Annotated in this window: 17 protein-coding genes; 10 read left to right on the top strand and 7 right to left on the bottom strand. The window is 46.3% G+C overall.

Annotated elements, in window-relative coordinates; genetic code table 11:
• Positions 1-155: 155 nt before the first annotated feature.
• Positions 156-674, bottom strand: coding sequence for a cysteine hydrolase family protein (locus tag NB504_RS15035; protein ID WP_094125460.1), 519 nt, complete (start codon positions 672-674; stop codon positions 156-158).
• 116 nt (positions 675-790) lie between these two features.
• Between NB504_RS15035 and NB504_RS15030 the strand changes: the two genes are divergently transcribed.
• Positions 791-1,705: a GlxA family transcriptional regulator gene (locus NB504_RS15030; protein ID WP_258429221.1), complete on the top strand. Its 915-nt coding sequence runs from the start codon at positions 791-793 to the stop codon at positions 1,703-1,705.
• 202 nt (positions 1,706-1,907) lie between these two features.
• On the opposite strand, the gene NB504_RS15025 is transcribed toward NB504_RS15030, so the two are convergent.
• Entirely contained in the window at positions 1,908-2,510 is a 603-nt protein-coding gene (locus tag NB504_RS15025; protein ID WP_047687917.1) for a TetR/AcrR family transcriptional regulator, read from the bottom strand.
• A gap of 133 nt (positions 2,511-2,643) precedes the next feature.
• Here NB504_RS15025 and NB504_RS15020 point away from each other — a divergent pair, with 133 nt between their 5' ends.
• Genes NB504_RS15020 through NB504_RS15010 form a run of 3 tightly spaced genes read left to right on the top strand, consistent with a single transcriptional unit; the run spans position 2,644 to position 6,812 of the window.
• Positions 2,644-4,068 carry an efflux transporter outer membrane subunit gene (locus NB504_RS15020; RefSeq protein WP_258429402.1) on the top strand — a complete coding sequence of 475 codons (1,425 nt, stop codon included), beginning with the start codon at positions 2,644-2,646 and terminating at the stop codon, positions 4,066-4,068.
• A gap of 17 nt (positions 4,069-4,085) precedes the next feature.
• Positions 4,086-5,270: an HlyD family efflux transporter periplasmic adaptor subunit gene (locus NB504_RS15015; protein ID WP_309303449.1), complete on the top strand. Its 1,185-nt coding sequence runs from the start codon at positions 4,086-4,088 to the stop codon at positions 5,268-5,270.
• Between the two features lie 9 nt (positions 5,271-5,279).
• Complete coding sequence (locus NB504_RS15010; protein WP_258429220.1) at positions 5,280-6,812, top strand: DHA2 family efflux MFS transporter permease subunit; 1,533 nt, start codon at positions 5,280-5,282, stop codon at positions 6,810-6,812.
• 320 nt (positions 6,813-7,132) lie between these two features.
• Here NB504_RS15010 and NB504_RS15005 read toward each other — a convergent pair whose 3' ends face one another.
• The 3 genes from NB504_RS15005 to NB504_RS14995 form a co-directional block, all read right to left on the bottom strand.
• Positions 7,133-7,996: a DMT family transporter gene (locus NB504_RS15005; protein WP_017047050.1), complete on the bottom strand. Its 864-nt coding sequence runs from the start codon at positions 7,994-7,996 to the stop codon at positions 7,133-7,135.
• A gap of 159 nt (positions 7,997-8,155) precedes the next feature.
• Positions 8,156-8,764: a bifunctional 4-hydroxy-2-oxoglutarate aldolase/2-dehydro-3-deoxy-phosphogluconate aldolase gene (locus NB504_RS15000; RefSeq protein WP_019282198.1), complete on the bottom strand. Its 609-nt coding sequence runs from the start codon at positions 8,762-8,764 to the stop codon at positions 8,156-8,158.
• A gap of 26 nt (positions 8,765-8,790) precedes the next feature.
• Positions 8,791-10,167 (bottom strand): GntP family permease, encoded by a 1,377-nt coding sequence (locus NB504_RS14995; protein WP_026027816.1) that lies wholly within the window; start codon positions 10,165-10,167, stop codon positions 8,791-8,793.
• Positions 10,168-10,327: 160 nt separating this feature from the next.
• Between NB504_RS14995 and NB504_RS14990 the strand changes: the two genes are divergently transcribed.
• Positions 10,328-10,861: a gluconokinase gene (locus NB504_RS14990; RefSeq protein WP_013856467.1), complete on the top strand. Its 534-nt coding sequence runs from the start codon at positions 10,328-10,330 to the stop codon at positions 10,859-10,861.
• On the top strand, positions 10,858-12,669 hold the full coding sequence (gene edd, locus NB504_RS14985; protein ID WP_258429218.1) for a phosphogluconate dehydratase: 1,812 nt from the start codon (positions 10,858-10,860) through the stop codon (positions 12,667-12,669). The genes NB504_RS14990 and edd overlap by 4 nt, the downstream gene beginning before the upstream one ends.
• Positions 12,670-12,739: 70 nt before the next feature.
• Here edd and NB504_RS14980 read toward each other — a convergent pair whose 3' ends face one another.
• Complete coding sequence (locus NB504_RS14980) at positions 12,740-13,747, bottom strand: substrate-binding domain-containing protein (RefSeq protein ID WP_026027817.1); 1,008 nt, start codon at positions 13,745-13,747, stop codon at positions 12,740-12,742.
• A gap of 321 nt (positions 13,748-14,068) precedes the next feature.
• Here NB504_RS14980 and NB504_RS14975 point away from each other — a divergent pair, with 321 nt between their 5' ends.
• Positions 14,069-14,557 (top strand): hypothetical protein, encoded by a 489-nt coding sequence (locus NB504_RS14975; protein WP_258429217.1) that lies wholly within the window; start codon positions 14,069-14,071, stop codon positions 14,555-14,557.
• 69 nt (positions 14,558-14,626) lie between these two features.
• Here the strand turns inward: NB504_RS14975 and NB504_RS14970 are convergent, their stop codons facing one another.
• A complete protein-coding gene (locus tag NB504_RS14970; protein ID WP_088732698.1) occupies positions 14,627-15,193 on the bottom strand; it encodes a phosphoribosyl-AMP cyclohydrolase in 567 nt (188 codons plus the stop codon).
• Positions 15,194-15,369: 176 nt separating this feature from the next.
• Between NB504_RS14970 and NB504_RS14965 the strand changes: the two genes are divergently transcribed.
• The 3 genes from NB504_RS14965 to NB504_RS14955 all read left to right on the top strand — a co-directional run bounded on the left by NB504_RS14965 (position 15,370) and on the right by NB504_RS14955 (position 19,608).
• On the top strand, positions 15,370-16,965 hold the full coding sequence (locus NB504_RS14965) for an ATP-binding protein (RefSeq protein WP_258429216.1): 1,596 nt from the start codon (positions 15,370-15,372) through the stop codon (positions 16,963-16,965).
• Positions 16,962-17,663 (top strand): response regulator transcription factor, encoded by a 702-nt coding sequence (locus NB504_RS14960; protein ID WP_194568098.1) that lies wholly within the window; start codon positions 16,962-16,964, stop codon positions 17,661-17,663. Before NB504_RS14965 ends, NB504_RS14960 begins: the two co-directional genes overlap by 4 nt.
• A gap of 286 nt (positions 17,664-17,949) precedes the next feature.
• A complete protein-coding gene (locus tag NB504_RS14955; protein ID WP_258429215.1) occupies positions 17,950-19,608 on the top strand; it encodes a putative transporter in 1,659 nt (552 codons plus the stop codon).
• The last annotated feature ends 65 nt before the right edge of the window (positions 19,609-19,673 follow it).

Raw genomic sequence — 19,673 nt, 5'->3', positions numbered from 1 at the left:
AATATTCTTTATCCGTGCCGCTTACCCATACATATATGGCTAATGCAGCCAAGATAACCGTTGACTGAATTGGCTTGTGTTTCAAAGTTTTTAGGGAGGAAGCTTACGGGTAGATTATACCAGTGAATTCTCGATACATTTTCTTATGACTATTTCTATAACACTTCAGAAAAAGCCAATAAAGGTACTCGAATTGATACCGCATTTAACGCTATGTTATGAATCATTCTATCTGTAGCCGTACAACAATCTCCAATAATGGAGACTTTATATTTTTCCGCTTTCTTTGATATTGCCGTATGCGTAACGCAATTCTGAGTCATCATTCCACAGATCAGCAACTCATCAACATCGAGCTTTTCTAGTGATTTTTCTAGATTAGTTTGATGAAAACCATCAGCGTGCTGTTTATAGATAATTTCAGCATCAGGGCATATTGACATTATTTCAGAGTGAATTCTCATACCGTCACTTCCTTCTTCAAAGAAAGGTGCCATTCCTTGAGGTGCAGAAGATATATGTTGAATAAGGAATACAGGAACATGCTGTGCGTTGGCTTTAGCAATGAGCTGTTTAATGTTGCTCAGGGTCTTATCTGTATTCCACAAAGGAAATTTTCCGTCAGGGAAATAGTCGTTTTGTATATCAATTACAAGCAATGCTTTTTTACCCATTTTCAAATCCTGTTTTTTAAGTTTTGGCTCAGAAAAATTATGAGTAACTTGCTGCATTATTTTTAGAGGTTAAAATGACATAAAAGAGGTTAAAAACGACAAACTCAGAGATAGGCATGATAAAAATAACCATTGGAATTTGCGAGTATCCTTCAGTATTGAAGTCAGCTGTTTACGGTCTTGAAGAGATGTTTTTGCTTGCAAACAAAATTTGCAATCAACAAGACATTGAGGTTTTATTTGAACCAGTATTGATTCCGCATACTGATCTGATAACAGAGAGCTTAAATGTTATTGTGTTGCCGCCAGCTTCAAGAGGTGATTACTACTTAGCCCCTGAGGGGGCATTTGCCAATTGGCTTAAAGAGCATTATTCAAAAGGTGCTGTTCTATCATCTGCTTGTGCAGGAGTATTCATTCTCGCTGCAACAGATTTAATTGATACAAGAGAGGTAACTACCCATTGGGCGTTAGCAGAAACATTTGCCAAAATGTTTCCTAGTATTACGCTTAATAGCAATAAGATATTGATTAATCAAGGTGATATAGTAACGGCTGGCGGGATGATGTCGTGGCTAGATCTAGGGTTTGAGTTGATCGCCAAATATGCATCTCCAAGAGTTGTGCGTCAACTTGGTAAAACGCTGGTTATCGACACTGCACAGAGAGAACAGAGTTACTACCAACAATTCAATCCTTCGTTCTATCATGGTGATATGGCGATTGTTTCGGTCCAACAAATAATGCATCAGAGTTATGCTGAATCGTTGTCTATAAAGCAGTTAGCAAAGAAAGCAAACCTTACCGAACGTACGATGCAACGAAGATTTTTAAAGGCTACAGGTCATAACCCTAATCAGTATTTGCAGCGTCTTAGAATACAGAGTGCGTGTGACTACTTGGAAAGCACACAACATTCATTTGAGTGGATAGGAAATCAGGTTGGTTACGAGGATATCAGCGCGTGTCGAAAGGCCTTCATTAATATTGTGGGATTAACGCCGCGAGAGTTTAGAAAACGATTTTCTTGATTTTGTCTGAATCAAAAATTCCCCAAAATAATTTATCAGCCCCAATAATCATATTCTCCACGCTATCAATGCGCACAATGCCAGCTCCCTCTCCTTCAAGGGGGAGGGTTAGTTTTTTTCAATAACTTCAATGAGTTTTATGGACACGGCAACCCCTGCTCCTAACCTCTCCCGAAAAGCTAGATGAACTCGATGATCTTAATCAGCAATTAGCGTAAATAAGCGCGAAAGTGTCAACCGCCCGTGTAACAACCGCTTCAATTTCATTTTTGCTTGGTGCTGCAATAACGCCAAGTTCATACGGCTCTAACAACTCAGCTTCAAGCAACACTTTCAGCTGTCTTGCCGCTATCCACTCATCACATTCACGCAATTTCCCTTGTTCAATGTAAGAGCGCAGAAAGTGGCTCACTTCTAACCACCCTTTGCGTGGGCCATTGTGATAAAAATAACGACCAACATCCGAATGTTCTGCTTCTGAAAGGGCCATTTTGCGAATTGCGGTGAGATCAGCTGACAAAATTGACTTGAGATAGTGGTAACCAAATGTGGTTAATGTCTCTTTGAGTGGTTTATTTGTCGATAGGGTTTGGAACGCGGTCGCTCGCAGCTCGGCAGCGGTGGATTCCATCACGGCAAGGAAAATTTCCTCTTTAGAGCTGAAATAGTTATACAGCGTCGCTTTTGAACCACCGACGGTCTTCGCTATACCAGACATAGAGGTTCGGGTAAATCCTTGCTTTATAAATTCTTCTCTTGCCACATCGATAATAGCCTGTCGACGTTCTTCACTTTTAACTCGCATAACTACCACTACTTTCTAATTTGTAGCTTTTGATTTTCCCTTGACAGCGAAACCTTGTCAAGTATATAACTGTACCGTACAGTTCAGTTATAAGGAAAATACATTGAAAACTCATCGCCGTGCCCACTTAACCATCGGAGGGCGGCCTATTCATCTGCGAGTGTTCTCGATACTTAATATCGTTTTACTCTCAGCCTGTTCTGCTCCCTCTTATCTTGCTGATCCTTCTCAAGATTTAGCAACACACTTTCAATATGCACAGGCGCTAAATGAGCTAAAGGCGATTGATTGGCCAAACGATCACTGGTGGCAACGCTATGACGACGCACAACTCAATGCATTAGTAAATGAAGCCTTGCGCAGTTCACCTGATATGCAAGTAGCGCAAGCACGCTTGAAATATGCGCAAGGTATGGCGCAGCAAGCGGGCGCGTTGAATAAACCCAATGTGGGTATGGCCGCTTCTGCGTCTGAAAGCAAAGTCAGCTACGCCTACCAAGCGTATATGCCCCCCGAAAATTGGAATGATTATGGTTCTGTCGGCTTAGATTTTTCTTACGATTTTGATTTTTGGGGCAAAAATAAGGCGCTCATTGAATCCGCTCAGTTCGATTATGCGGCCGCTCAAGCACAGCAAAGAGCCGCAGCGCTGATTCTCTCCACTTCCGTGGTTAATCACTACATTGAGCTTGCGCGTTTATACGCCAATCAAGACACCGCAGCTGCAGCACTAGACATCAAACATCACACGTTAGATCTACTGACAAAACGTTATGACAATGGTCTTGAAACACAAGTGGCCGTCAGCCAAGCACGTTCAACCGCCGCTTTAGTCGAAGCCGATCTACTGAGTATTCAAGAAGCAATTGCGCTACAAAAAAATGCGCTTGCGGCGTTACTTGGTAGCGGACCAGACCGTGGGCTTTCGCTATCAAGACCGACTTTGGTGTTCTCAACCGCAGTCGGCATTCCCGATGATTTAGCGCTAGGGTTACTTGGCCACCGCGCCGATATTTCTATCGCACGCTGGCATGCTCAGGCGGCGGCGAATCGCATCTACTATGCCAAAGCGCAGTTTTATCCCGATATCAAATTGTCCGCGTTTATCGGCTACCAATCATTTGGGTTAAACAGCTTATTCAACAGTGGCAATGATGCTGGAAATGTTGGTGCCGCGATTTATCTTCCTCTGTTTTCGGGAGGGCGCCTTGAAGGCCAATTGACCGTTGCAGAATCACACTATGAAGAAGCCGTCGCTTTGTACAACGCCACACTGATTCAAGCATTGCAAGAAGTCGCTAACGCCATCACCAGCAACCAAAAACTCAGTGCACGTATCGCTAAAATGCAAGAAGCAGTTGACGCAGCCAGTGTGGCTTACCAAACCTCTCGCCATCGCTACAGCGGGGGTTTATCGACTTATCTTGATGTCCTGACAGCTGAAAATGCATTGATCAACAGCCAACAAGCATTAGTAAATTTGGAATCACGCTCTTTTAGTCTAGATGTCGCACTTATCCACGCTCTGGGTGGCGGTTATCACTCTACCCTACTTTAATTTCCATAGGCCTATTCATGAACACGACACACGCACCATCTGATAACTCGCATCAAGCGCGCCGTAATCGAATTACAGGTTTTGCCGCCTTAGCCATTGTTATCCTTATCGCAGCCCTTGGTTGCACTGCTTATTGGTATTTCATTGCCTCACGCTATGTCACTACCGACAATGCTTATGCCTCAGTAGAAATTGCAGAAGTGACACCAGCCGTCAGTGGCATTGTGACCCGAGTTGACGTAGTGGACACCCAATGGGTAAATGCAGGGGATGTGCTAGTAACGCTTGACGACACCGACGCACGTTTAGCACTGATACAAGCAGAGGCAGATCTGGCTTTGGCAAAACGCCGAGTCGAAAGTTACATTGCCAACGATGAAGGTTTGAATGCCCTAGTGCGAGCGCGCATGGCCGATGAAAACCGGACTAAAGCCCAATTAGCCGTAGCACAAGCTAATTTTGAACGTGCTAAATTGGACTTATCTCGCCGTCAAGACTTAGTAAAATCAGGCTCAGTGTCTGGTGAAGAACTCTCGAACGCCCAAACGTCTTTTACTCAAGCCCAAGCCAATTTAAATGCAGCGAAGGCCGCGGCGAATCAATCGGTAGCGACTCGACTTTCGACCATTGGTAACCAAAAAGCCAACGCGGCGTTGATCCAAGGCACATCAGTGGAAACCAACCCCGAAGTTCTACTCGCTAACGCGCGTTATCAGCAAGCACAAGTCGATTTAGCCCGTACCGTCATCTATGCCCCCATTGCTGGTGTTGTGGCAAAGCGTCAAGTACAAGTGGGTAGAAAAGTGCCCGTAGGCGCTCCACTGCTCACCATTGTTCCTATCGACCAGATCCATATTGATGCCAATTTCAAAGAAGGTGAGCTGCGTGATTTGCAGATTGGCCAAACCGTCACTGTAACATCAGATCTGCATGGTGATGCTGTGCGCTATCATGGCTTAGTGACGGGTATTTCTGGCGGTACGGGTTCTGCGTTTTCGATGATTCCAGCTCAAAATGCCACTGGCAACTGGATAAAAGTCGTGCAACGCCTCCCCGTTCGTATCGAGTTAGATCCTCGCGATCTGCATGACCACCCACTGCAAGTTGGCCTCTCAATGACAGTGACTATCGATACTTTGTCACAAGAAGACGTGAGTTACCTCACTCGTGCTCGCTACGATATTCGCGGCGATCAAGGTTAAGGTGTCAAGATGACTCAAGCATCCGAAGGCATCAAGCCACTGACTGGTAGTGCCCTCTTTTTTGGAACCTTGTGCCTTGCGATGGCTAATTTTTTAGCCATCTTAGACACCACTATTGCGAACGTTTCGGTTTCAAGTATTGCGGGTAGCCTTGGCACTTCCACCAGCCAAGGAACGTATGTCATTACCTCTTATGCGGTAGCAGAAGCGATTTCAGTGCCTTTAACGGGTTGGTTAGCCTCTCGTTTTGGCGCAATCAGAGTGTTTGTTACCTGCTTTATCTTGTTTGGCATTTTTTCACTGCTGTGCGGATTTGCCACCAACATGTCGACCTTAGTGATGTTTCGGGTCTTTCTCGGTTTAGCTGGCGGGCCATTGATGCCTCTGTCGCAAACACTGATGATGCGTATCTTCCCGAAAAACAAAGGTCATGTTGCCATTGGTATTTGGAGTATGACAACCTTAGTGGCTCCGATCATGGGCCCAATATTGGGAGGAGTGTTGTGTGACCAACTTAGTTGGCCTTACATCTTTTTTTGCAAAGTGCCATTTGCCATTATTGCTGGGATCGTTTGCTGGCGCATTTTGCGTAAATTTGAAACTAAAACCAGTAAAACACCCGTTGATGTTATTGGCATAATCCTCTTGGTTATTTGGGTCGGTGCGCTGCAAATTATGCTCGATGAAGGTAAGGACCATGATTGGTTTGAATCAACACGCATCGCGGCTTTAGCGGTTGTGGCCGCAATTGGCTTCGTCTCTTTCCTCATTTGGGAGTTGACCGAACGTAACCCAATTGTCGCGCTGAAGGTGTTCCGCCATCGAGGCTACAGCACCAGTATGGTCACACTTTCATTAGCCTTTGGCGCGTTCTTTTCCATCTCTGTTATCACGCCTTTGTGGTTACAAATTTATATGGGTTACACAGCCACAATATCGGGCTACGCAACAGCCGTGATGGGGATATTAGCGGTCTTTCTTGCGCCATTGATCGCCAACTTATCGAGCAAATATGATCCTCGTCCGTTTGTCTTTTGTGGTGTGTTGTGGTTGGGTTTATGGACTTTCATCCGAAGTTACGCCAACTTAGATATGACGTTTAGCCAAGTCAGTTGGCCCATTTTCTTCCAAGGGATTGGTATGCCGTTGTTCTTTGTACCGCTCACGGCCATTGCCTTAGGGAGTGTCAAAGAGAGTGAGATGGAATCGGCGGCAGGCTTAATGAACTTCATTCGGACATTGTCCGGTGCATTTGCCACTTCGATGATCAATACCGCGTGGGAGCGAGATACCCGCTATGTTCACTCTGAATTGTCAGGGCTCACCGACCAACATGGTGTGGCGACCCAAACCATGCAATCTAGTGGAATGAGCTTAGATCAAGTGCGTAATGCGATTGATTGGATCGTACAAAAGCAAAGTGTAATGGTGGCAACTAACCAGCTCTTTATGACGATTGCGACCATTTTTATACTCGCGGCTTGCTTTATTTGGCTGGCTCCCAAACCCAAATACGCGGTTGACACCTCTTCGGTACACTAATTGGTACCTCAGCCCGATAAGTACACTGCTTCTTATCGGGCTTTTTTACGTCATAAAAGATTTTCTCTTTCTCTGTAGATAAAGCAAAAATACTCATCTGCTTTAAGCGATAATCTAAAATACGTTCACTTCATTGAAAACAAAGCGCAAACCTTTATCAACAACCCTGCTGATAAGCTGCCAAAAAGCATATTTGTCAACCTTTAGACGATGCACAATAGCACCACATTGTGATAAAGAGGCATTCAATGACTACAGCCCAACCCACCTTAGCTCTAGAAACTATGCAGCAAAACCGTTTTGAAAGATTTGCGATGATTTCAGCGATGACGAAAATGGCCCATTCGATAGAAAAGAAGCGAACAGAGCAGCAAGCCGCAGCCGAAAATCTTATTCGCTGGCATCGATTCATCATAAATCAGCACGCTCAGAACCAGTGTCCAGATTGGCTCAAGTAGCATTAATATCGCCGCATTAGTGGGGTTGGCGTGCTTTTGACCTATGGTTTGCATCAAATACCGCAAACTGGTGGCGAGTAACACGCTCAGAGCAAGCCACTTCCATGTCATCAAACTTATTTGATCTGGCCATGACTCAAACAGTAAAGAGAGTAATACCCCAAGGCAGCCGCCAACAAACAGTTGTAATGTAGTGAGCAACATCGGCGGCAGATTAGCCGAAAAACGACTGTTAAAGTTAAAATGCAATGCCAGGCTAAAGGCCGCAGCCATAAACCACAGCTGGCTAGTCGCGACGACCCACTCCCCGTTCCACGACAGTAAAAAAAGCCCAATCAGTGCAATGGGTAGCGACAACCAAAATGCGCGCGCCGGTTTAGCGCCAAACAGCGGCCATGCTAATAACGGAACAAACAGCATAGAGAGGCTCATGATGAATGCGCCCTCGCCTAGCGTATCGCTAATGGAAATCGCGTGGATCCAGCAAAAAATCGAGCCACCTAGCAACACGCCCACACTCATCGATTTTAAACAATCGTGCAGTGAAGCTTGGCGCAGCGCTTTAAGACAAAATGGCAGTAGGCACAGCGACGCTAAAAGAAAGCGCACACCAATAAAGCCAAAAGGCGGTAGGCCTTGAATAGCTTGTTTGGAAAACACCCAGCCCGCAGCAGCCAATAAGGTCGTGATAACTAAAATTAATTCTGCGCGTCGGTTTGCGTACATAGCTTAGCTTATCGTGAAATGAGTAGGAGAACGATTGTAACGAGATTTTTGATCGCGCGTTACTCTCGATTACTTTTATCGTTAATGGTCGGAGGTGCGCACGAAATAAAAAGACGGCCTACCGAAGCAAGCCGTTGTTCTTAAAGAAAATAGAAAGGGTTATAGCGCTTTCACCAATTCAGCAATGCCCTGCCAATCACCTTTATCCATCAGATCTGTCGGTACCATCCATGTACCGCCACACGCCACTACGGATTTAATCGACAAATAATCTTGAACGTTACTTGGGCTAACGCCACCTGTTGGCATGAAATTGACCGGATAAACCGCCGTCAATGCTTTGAGCATTGCCACGCCACCTGAAGGCTCTGCTGGGAAGAATTTCAATGTGCGCAAACCCATTTCCATCGCTTGCTCAACCAAACTTGGGTTGTTGACGCCCGGAACAATTGTCACATGACGCTGTTGGCAATATCTCACCGTGGTTGGGTTAAAACCGGGGCTGACTACAAAATCCACGCCCGCCTCAATGGCTTGATCTACTTGCGCCGTGGTCAGTACTGTCCCTGCGCCAATCAGCATCTCTGGGTAGGCGGCACGCATCAAACGAATCGATTCTGCAGCCGCTTCTGTTCTAAAGGTCACTTCCGCGCATGGCAACCCATTTTCAACCAATACTTTGGCCAAAGGGACCGCTTGGCTAGCATCATTAATCGCAATCACAGGGACGATTTTGATTTCTTTCAATCGTTGTTCAAGAGTTTTCATTTCATAACCTTATAGTAAAACGCTTTTTATAATAAGAAGCTTAGGACAGCGACAATCACAAACGCGATGCTACCAAGCAGTGTTTCCATCACAGTCCAAGTTTTGAGTGTGGTTTTCTCATCCATTTCCATCAAGCGAGAAACCAGCCAGAAGCCTGAGTCATTAAAGTGAGATAGTACCGTTGCACCACCAGCAATCGCAATCACGATAAAACATAAATCCAACTCACTCAAACCCGTGGTTTGTGCCACAATTGGCGCAATCAAAGCGGCGGTGGTGGTTAATGCAACGGTGGCAGAGCCTTGCGCTACACGTAAGCAAGTTGCGATAACAAACGCCGCGACTATGATAGGCATGCCTGTATCGGATAACACGTCGGCCAATGCTTGGCCAATGCCACTGGCGCGCAACACACCACCAAACATGCCGCCCGCACCTGTCACAAGAATTACCGCACATATAGGCGCTAACGAGTCACTGCACAGTTTTTCCAGCTTGTTCATTCCAAAATCTTTGGCAAACACCAGTAAACAAGTTAGCAGAGTCAACAACAGTGCCACCGGGGTTTTACCCAACATGCGTAAGAATTCAACCAATGGCGCTTTGCCGTCAATCACGCCTGCTACCGCAAGGGTATTAAGACCTGTATCCATAAAAATGAGCAGCACAGGCATCACTAAAATCGCTAACACCGTGGCAAATTTTGGCAATTTATTTTCATCAATAATTTGCTCGGTATTAAAAAACGCTTTAGAGAGTGGAATATCAAATTTCTTACCCGCATACAGGCCAAAGAGGTAAGCGCCAAAATACCAAGTAGGAATCGCGACCAAGATACCAACAATCAGCAACAAACCAAGATCCGCGCCTAAAAGATCTGAAGCCGCAACTGGCCCAGGATGAGGCGGCACAAAGGCATGCATCACGGCAAAAGCACCAGCTGAAGGTAGTGCGTATTTCAGTGGCGAACCACCAAAGCGCTTCGCTACGCTAAAGATGATCGGCATCATCACGATCAATCCCGCATCAAAGAAGATGGGAAAACCAAACAATAATGAAGCAATACCCAGTGCAAACGGCGCTTTTTCTTCACCAAAGCGGCCTATCAAGGTATCGGCCAGCACTTTAGCACCGCCCGTCACTTCTAAAATTTTGCCGATCATCGCACCTAAGCCGACCAGCAAAGCAACGGAGGCTAGGGTTCCACCAAAACCAGACATCATGGTTGGGACCACTTTTTCCGCCGCAACGCCGGTGGCAATTGCAGTGCCAAGGCTGACTAAGGTTAATGAAGCGAAGGCGTGTATCTTCAACTTCATGATTAAAATCAGTAGTGCTGCAATCGCACATCCCGCGATTGCTAATAGGTAAGCAGGGTTACTGCTTTGAGTCATCAATTCCATGTTCTTCACCTTATATCACGTATTGTTTTGTTTGTGTTTCAGTTCACAAATCTCTAAGTTACGGGTAACATGTTACCGATAACATGGATAAGATAAAGTCATATTTCCAAGTGAATTTAAAAAATGAGATCCAGCTCAGAATACCACTCAAGGAGTCCGTATGACTGGTAGTAGCATTATTGTAATGGGCGTATGCGCCTGCGGAAAAAGCACTGTAGGCGCGAAATTGGCCCAGAAATTAGGGGCGAAATTCATCGACGGTGACGACCTTCATCCAAAAGCCAATATTCTCAAAATGGCAGGCGGAGAGCCGCTAAATGATGACGATCGCAAACCTTGGTTAGAGCGCATCCGTGACGCGGCTTTTAGCCTAGAGAGTAAAAATGAGCACGGCGTGATTGTTTGCTCTGCGTTGAAAAAAACCTACCGCGATCAAATCCGTGACGGTAACCAAAATGTGACCTTTCTCTTTCTCGATGGCAGTTTTGATTTAATCATGAAGCGCATGCAAGCGCGTAAAGGCCACTTTATGAAAGCGAACATGGTGGAAAGCCAGTTCAATACGTTAGAGCGCCCCGACAACGAAGTGAAAGTCGCTATCGTTGATATCGATACGGATATTGATGAGGTTGTAGAGCGCGCCCTAGTGGCATTGCGCGAGCTCACTTTAGATGGTCAAAAGGTGTCAGCATGAGTACAGCCTTAAACCCAACCATCACAGCCGTCACCGAACGAATTATTCAGCGTAGCCGTACTTTGCGTGATGAGTTTCTCAACCGCGCCAAGGCACAGCAGCACAGTGGCAAGGGTAAAGCATCACTCTCTTGTGGTAATTTGGCTCACGCCGTCGCCGCCTCTTGCTCTCAAGAAAAAGCGCACATTCTCGATTTAACGCGTTCTAACTTAGCCATTATCACAGCATACAACGACATGCTTAGCGCGCACCAAGTGTATAAAGATTACCCTGAGCAGATCAAAAAAGTGCTCGCCCCATTTGGCCACACGGCTCAAGTTGCTGGCGGCGTTCCGGCGATGTGTGATGGCGTAACGCAAGGCCAAGCGGGCATGGATATGTCGTTGTTCTCACGCGATTTGATTGCACAAGCCACGGCATTTTCACTCAGCCACAATATGTTTGATGGCACATTACTGCTCGGTATTTGCGATAAAATTGCGCCCGGGCAACTGATGGGCGCGCTGGCGTTTGCGCACCTACCAACGGCTTTTATTCCCGCAGGGCCAATGTCCACTGGCATTACTAATGATGAGAAAGTCGATGTTCGCCAAAAACACGCAGCGGGTTTGGTTGATGATAGCGCGCTGCTGAATATGGAGTGCGCTTCATACCACTCCCCAGGCACTTGCACTTTCTACGGCACTGCCAATACCAACCAATTAGTGTTTGAGGCGATGGGTTTAATGCTGGCAGGGTCAGCGTTTGTCGCTCCCTTTTCCCCATTGCGCCTTGCATTGACGCAACATGCCGCAATCCGCCTTGCCGCCATGAGCGATGGTACGGCGCATTTCCGTCCACTTTATGAGGTGGTGACCGAAAAAAGCGTAGTCAATGGCCTAGTGGCTTTGCTCGCCTCTGGTGGCAGTTCAAACCATACCATTCATTTACTGGCTGTTGCTCGCGCGGCGGGTATTGTGCTGACTTGGCAAGATATCAGTGATCTGTCTGACGTCGTTCCTCTTGTGGTGAATGTTTACCCCAATGGTTCGGCTGATATCAATGAATTTGAGCTCGCAGGCGGCGTGCCCATGTTGATGACGCGTCTGAATCAAGCGCAGTTACTTCACAGCGACGTAAAACCCGTGTTTGGTGAATTTGCAGATCAGCTAAAATCACCGCAATTAGTGGGCCATACGTTAGAGTGGCAAGCGTGTACTCAAACTAAAAACCCCTCGGTAATCGCCCTGCCTGATAAGGTATTTCAGCGCTCTGGTGGCATTAAAGTGTTATCGGGTAACCTTGGGCAAGCGGTGATCAAAGTCTCTGCCGTGGCTGAGCAACATCGCATTGTTGAAGCGCCCGCCAAAGTGTTTGCTTGCCAGCATCAGGTTGAGCAGGCGTATCAACGCGGCGAGCTCAATCAAGATTGCGTAGTTGTAGTCCGCTTCAATGGGCCAGCAGCCAATGGCATGCCTGAGCTGCATAAGTTGATGCCGATTTTGGGCAACTTACAAAAAGCGGGCTATCAGGTTGCGTTAGTGACCGATGGTCGTTTGTCCGGCGCTTCTGGTAAAATTCCTGCGGCTATTCACGTCTCACCGGAAGCATTAAGAGGCGGCGCAATTGCGCTTATTGAAGAGGGAGATAGGATCCGCGTCGATGCGGTGACAGGCCGATTAGAGAACTTAACGCCAACCGAAGGCCGCGATATCGCCACCTGTGATACTGAGCTCACACAGCAAACTTGGGGGCGCGATCTGTTTAAAGTGTGCCGAGATAATGTCTCTGCCGCCAATCAAGGGGCTTCGTTCCTCTACCCTAATTGATACAACATGAGCTTGATGTAGCCATTGAAGTGACAAACCCAACCACTTCAATGGCTGAATAACAAGCTGACTACAGGCTCTCGCCATCGGTGACACTAAAGCCTAAGTCGAACACTTTCTGCTCAATCACTTCACCAGCCAGTGCGGACAATAATAGCTCAGCACTTTTCTTGCCAATCTCAAACCGAGGCGTTTCTACACTGGTTAGCTTTGGCGAAATCGCTTGACCTATATCGAGCGCGTTATACCCCACGATTGCAATATCTTGAGGAATCTTCAGCCCTCGATGTGCACACTTCATCATGGCACCAATTGCAATGTCATCATTAGTGCAGAAGATGCCGTTGATCTCTGGCCTCTCTTCTAGGGCTTGTTCGAGTAAATCACCGCCGAGAGTAAAACTTGAATGCTCTTGAGTTAGGATATGAACTGCGGTTAAGCCTGCATCTTGCATTGCACGATCATAGCCATTCATCCGCAACTGCGTTCGAGTATCAAGACGCGCACCGAGATAGGCAATATGCTGTTTGCCACTATCAATCATCTGCGTCACCACATGATACGAGGCCTGCTCGTGATCCAACCCCACCGCCATATTGATCGGCTTGTCTGGCAGCTCCATCGTTTCAACCACTGGCACACCCGCCGCTTTTAGCATTTGAATGGTACGTTCGGAGTGGTGCGTTTCGGTCAAAATAAGACCATCGACTTGATACGACAGCAACGAGGCAATTTTCTCCTCCTCTTCTTGCACGTTATAACCAAAGTGGGCAATAAGTGTATCGTAACCTCTTGCTTTGGTTACCGACTCAATCCCTTGAACTAAATTGGCAAACACTTGATTTGACAACGAAGGCAGAAGAATACCAATCGCCTTACTTGACGATTTCGACAACATCGCCGGGGCGCGATTTTGTATATAACCTAATTCTTCAATCACTGCGGCAATTTTTTCTTGGGTTGCCAATGCGACCGAATTGGGGTCGCGTAGAAAACGGGAAACGGTCATTTTCGTCACCCCCACGCGGTCTGCGATATCTTGCAGGGTAGGCCTAGTTTTACGTTGCATACTGCTCATTTTTATTCTGTTTTCCAACTGAATGTTACCGTAACATTAAACCTCATGACGACTGTGCATTTCAATCTTTATATCACCTCGCTAAGCTCATACACACAGAGGCAATGGCGTAATTTGTGTGACCAACTCGCACAATTATCAACAAACTCATTAATAATCCCTAAAATGGACTTGCTTTCTTGCCTCCTCACCCCAAAAAGAGAGTAATGTGAGGCAGAAGCTGTCCTTTTCATGGATCTTTGATTCATCGCAAGGCGCTTTTCCCCCTGCCAGATTAATTAATAGCTTCTGATTTTGAAGCTGCATTCTAAGGAAATAATAATGTCTGATACACCCACTACCGTTGAATATACCGTTGAAACCCTAAAGCCTGTTGTTGAATCTTCCGGTTCTATTTGGGGTTATGTGGCGGGCGGTGTCGTGCTTGCAGTCGTTCTTGGTTACTTTGCTTTTAAAAAGCTCAACAAACCGGCCTTTGTCATTAAGCAAATGCGTAAACGTAACCGCAAAGAGATGAAAAAACATGGTGTGGAAAGTGCCGAAGCGATGGTCGATCTCGATCTTCTACTCGATGCAGTACAAGAGTACGCCACCCAACAAGCAATGAGTGGCACAACCATGGTGCAACTGTTAGCGCCATTAAATGACGCCAATAAAATGAAATCTGCAGGAGATTTCTATCATTCAATGGCCTACATTGCCAAAAACATCAATAACCCGACGTTGGCTAAAACATTACAGAACAAATCAAAACAGGTTCGTTCAAGCTCGCCACTGATGGCTGGCCTGCTCAAGCGTGCTGGCGTTTAACTGGCACTACTGCAAAACCTGCGATGTGGGTGTATTACCATCACCCACATCTAAAAGTTTTCCCCTCAGTTAAGGCTGAAATGGCAGTGATGAATGGTGCAGAACAATTCGCAGTTGGCCCTGTTCATCTTTCTTAAATGCCCAGCTTTTATCCACCACGGTTTGCTTTCCTTTATTGTCGATGAGCTTAACATGCCCCATGGTTAGGGCTACATCGCCGTTGATATAGACTGCTGCATTATCAAAGCTGTACTCCTTCCAACCTTTTAGTGCAAAGCCAGAATCTTGTGGGTATTGCTTATCACTGCCGACAAAATAAGATAGCGCTCCGTCTACTTCTGTGCGAAAGGTTTGCTCCCCACTGGCAAGCGTAGGTTTGAAAAGCACCGCACCTTGTTGATAGCCATACGCTTGGTCCAACACTTGCTGTGCCAATTTCTTCGCTTCAGCATGACCTTTTTGTTCATAAGTCTGGCTAATCTTGATTAACGCTTCTCCCCAAGCTTGCTGGGCATCAAGCACCTCTTGGTGGTTAATGTTGTTATTAACTAATACGTTAGAAGCTTGAGCGGATAGCGGTAACAACCCGCAAAGTAATAATGCTGAAATAGAAATTCTTTTATATGTACGTTGCATAATGAAGGCCTTATCTAATTATCTAGTTGATGGGAGTAATGTGGTTGATGGGAGTAATTTACGGCCTCTCGATGAACCTAAACCATGCGCTTAGATTAACTTCAGATGAATATTCTTTACCCAATACCAACGGATCGCTTACTCTGCTCACCTATTGAATTTATGCGGCGATCATTATGTTTCGTTATCAATTATCTCTCGTACTGGCTCTGTTACTCACCCTAATCTTAGCCCAAGCTGGCACCGCTTTATGGTCAAATAACGTCGCTAATGAGCACATTCAGCGCGGACAGATCTCCAATCAAATCTTGCAAAGCTTTATGCAGTTGAGCACGGAAAAACAACAGTTAAAAATTTGGCTTGCCGAATACTTATTGACCAAAGATGGCAGCACGCTCAAACGAGACATGCGCTTTTCAAAGATTGAAGATTTGCTCAGCGAGCTCTATTTGCTAACCGAGCAAGCACAACAACACGGTATCACCAACCAAGACTTTGCCGAGATCACTCAGCAAATCAAAGTCATTTCTCTCTTTGAAACTAACTTTGGACGATTAAAAACAGCGCTTCGCTCCTGGGAAATAGCAAAAATCACAGACAATAATGATCGCTGGCTTTTACTCAGTGACACCTTTGATAAGGTGGATAACACCGACCTACGCCAGCTGCTGAATCAAGCTATTTCTCTACAGAAACAACGTACTGCACGCTATGAAGCGGCAGCGATGAAATCATTATCTGATGTAGAAAATGTCATTGTAACCTTATCATTACTAGGGGTAGTCTTTGGCTTGCTACTCGGAGGCTGGTTACTGCGCACCTTATCCAAACCGTTAGCGGAACTGCTAAAAAGCACTTCAGCTTTAGAACAAGGCCATCTTAACCATCGAGTATCGGTCAGCGGGCCAAGTGAGCTCAGAACCCTAGCGCAGCATTTTAATCACATGGCACAAAGCCTTGAAAATGCGCAGCAAAAAGAGATCGCTTCGCGTCAACTCATTGAGCGAGAAGTCACCGCACGCACCCAAGAACTCGCCAATGCACTCGAAACATTGGAGCAGGCTAAACGCCAGCAGAAAGAGTTTTTTGCGAACGTCAGCCATGAATTGCGTACTCCCGCAACGGCCATTTTAGGAGAAGCGCAAATTACCCTTCGCAGTCGTCAAAATAGTGATGAAGAGTATCGACAAACGCTACAGCGTATCAATGAATCGGCAACCCACCTTTCCTACCGGATCGACGATTTATTGCTGCTTATCCGTCAAGATGAAAAGCTGTTCCAACCGACTCTTAGCCCTATCACCTTAGAGAGTCTATGGCAGTCGGTGACGAGACAAGCCACCCTTTTAACTCACGCGCATCAAGTGCAACTTGAATGTCTTCACCCACAACAGGCAAACTGGCAAGAGCGGATCTTTCATACTGATTTAGATAAGCTACTGATGACCGTGCGAATTATCGTCGATAATGCATTGCGCTATGATCCACATCACCAGCCTATTACGCTCACTCTGCTAGTTGAGCCCCAGCAATTTCATCTTCAATTGCAAGATCACGGTATTGGTATTGACCAAGAGGACCTCGCACAGATTTTCCAACGCTATTTTCGGTCCGAAAACGGCAAACGCTATCGCCCTGATGGTTTGGGGATTGGTTTAACACTGGCTTATAACATTGTGCAACAGCAACGCGGAACCATCGCATTCCAAAGCCAATTGGCTCAAGGCACAACCGTTACACTGACCTTTGAACTGGAAGAGGAAGAATCATGAGAATTCTTTTAATTGAAGATGATGCCAGAATTGCCAACTTTATTGAACGAGGGCTCAAAGCAGAAGGTCACCACATTCAGCGACTGAATGATGGGCAATACGCACTTGAAACACTCATAAGCGGCGAGCCCGATATTTTAATTTTAGATCGAATGCTTCCGCACACCGATGGATTAACTCTTTGTCAGCAAATACGTGAAGCCGGTATTGATGTGCGCATTTTGATGCTTTCTGCACTGGGCGAAGTTGAAGAACGGGTTCGGGGCCTACGCATTGGTGCGGATGATTATCTGGCAAAACCTTTTCATTTTGAAGAGTTACTGGCTCGCCTAGATGCGCTGCAACGTCGACATTCTGACTCTGCGCCAATGCCCACTCTACACATTGCAGACTTAACGCTCTGCTTATCAACCATGACCGTAACACGGGCAGGGCAAGCCATTGAGTTAACCGCCAAAGAACTCTCCATATTAGAGCTATTGATGCATAAACCTGGTCATATTTTTAGCCGAGAACGGATTCTTGCTAATGTTTGGGGCCTCCATCAAGATCCCCTAACCAACATAGTCGATGTGTATATGCGTCGTCTACGCAAAAAAATTGATGACCCTTTCTCATCAGCACTGATTAAAACTAAACGCGGTATGGGCTATTTTCTCGATAAAAATAGTGGTGAGCAACGCACAGGAAATGGATAAATTTAACTCTTATCTAACAATTACTTATCTGAGAAATTTAATATTCGTTCCGGTGCACAAATTTGCATACCTATAGTTAACATTTATAGCTCGTTGCAGTATTACTGGTCATAAGTTCAGGGCAACCACAAAACGACATCGAGAGTTCATTTCACTAGGTGACTTCTCAATGCCGTATTTGAACCCTCCAGCTGTAGACATAACCACTAACCGAGTTCTTACGCCTACCCCTGCCGTTCATTAAGCTTGCCCACCAGCCGTTTTTAAATTGTTCAGGAGACTCATCATGAGTGACATTGCACTTTCTATCAGCATTCTCTCGCTGGTAGCTGTGCTGGGTTTGTGGATAGGGAATTGGCGCGTCTACGGTGTTGGTTTAGGGATCGGCGGGGTGCTGTTTGGCGGCATTCTCGTCGGTCACTTTACAGGCATGTGGGGGGTGGTTCTTGACTACAATACGTTGCATTTTATTCAAGAGTTCGGCCTTATCCTATTTGTGTACACCATTGGTATACAAGTCGGACCCGGTTTTTTCTCTTCACTTCGAAGCTCAGGACTAAAACTCAATGCCTTTGCCGCACTGATTGTGTTGCTAGGCTGTGTGGTGACGGTCGCGCTTTACTATCTGTTTGATGTGCCTTTACCCGTTATTCTTGGTGTATTCTCCGGTGCAGTCACCAATACGCCATCATTAGGCGCAGGGCAACAAATCCTGACTGAGTTAGGTGGCCAAGAGAACATGCTTGACCTGACGGGTATGGGTTATGCGATTGCTTACCCCTTTGGCATATGCGGTATTTTGCTTACCATGTGGCTGCTCAGAATTGCCTTTCGTGTCAGGGTTGACGCCGAAGCCGAAGACTTTGAGATCCACAACGGCCACAAAAAAGAGAGCTTGCACACCATTAACGTTGCGATTAAAAACCCCAACTTAAATGGCCTGCTCTTAAAAGACATTCCCGCGCTCAGTGATGGCGATATTGTGTGCTCGCGCCTCAAACGTGGTGAACACCTTTCCGTACCCAAACCCGATTCACGAGTTGAAGTGAATGATTTACTTCATCTGGTCGGCGATAAAAAAGCGTTAGAAAAAGCACGCTTGGTGATTGGCGAAGAGGTCGATGCATCACTTTCGACACGCGGCACTGAGCTGCGAGTACAGCGCTTAGTCGTCACCAACGAGATTGTGCTTGGTAAAAAGCTGCGCGATCTGGATTTAAAAGAGAAATACGACGTCGTCGTTTCGCGTTTAAACCGTGCCGGGGTTGAGCTTATCCCAACCAGCCAATCTACCTTGCAGTTTGGCGACATTCTCAATTTAGTCGGGCGTCAAGAAGCGATTGAAGCGGTCAGTGGCATGGTCGGCAACGCGCACCAAAAATTACAGCATGTACAGATGCTACCAGTCTTCGTTGGGATTGGACTTGGGGTATTACTCGGATCTATTCCGTTTTATCTACCGGGATTCCCCGCCGCCATTAAGCTAGGCTTAGCTGGAGGACCGCTGATTGTCGCACTGGTTTTGGCGCGTATCGGCAGCATTGGCAAAATGTATTGGTTTATGCCGCCCAGCGCGAACCTTGCTCTGCGAGAAATTGGTATTGTGCTGTTTTTAGCGGTTGTTGGGTTAAAATCTGGGGGCAATTTTGTTGAAACATTAGTGCAAGGCGATGGCGTCAGTTGGATGGGCTACGGCATGTTGATCACGGGTATTCCATTGATCACCGTCGGAATACTGGCTCGTGTTTTAGGCCATATTAACTATCTCACCATCTGTGGCATGCTAGCAGGTTCGATGACCGATCCACCCGCTCTTGCTTTTGCGAATGCGCTGCACGAAAGCAGTGGCGCCTCTGCGTTGGCATACGCCACTGTCTATCCGTTAGTGATGTGCCTGCGCATACTCTCACCGCAAATATTGGCGTTAATTTTATGGGCAATATAGCGAACGGTTAACGCCAAGCAACTAGAGAAACAAAGTGGGTCGCTCAGTACCCACTTTATTTTGCT

This window comes from Vibrio sp. RM-69-4 (assembly GCF_024743775.1).
Taxonomy (GTDB): Bacteria; Pseudomonadota; Gammaproteobacteria; order Enterobacterales; family Vibrionaceae; genus Vibrio; species Vibrio anguillarum.
Note: the sequence above shows the minus strand (reverse complement) of the source record. Positions and strands in the feature narration are given on the sequence as shown.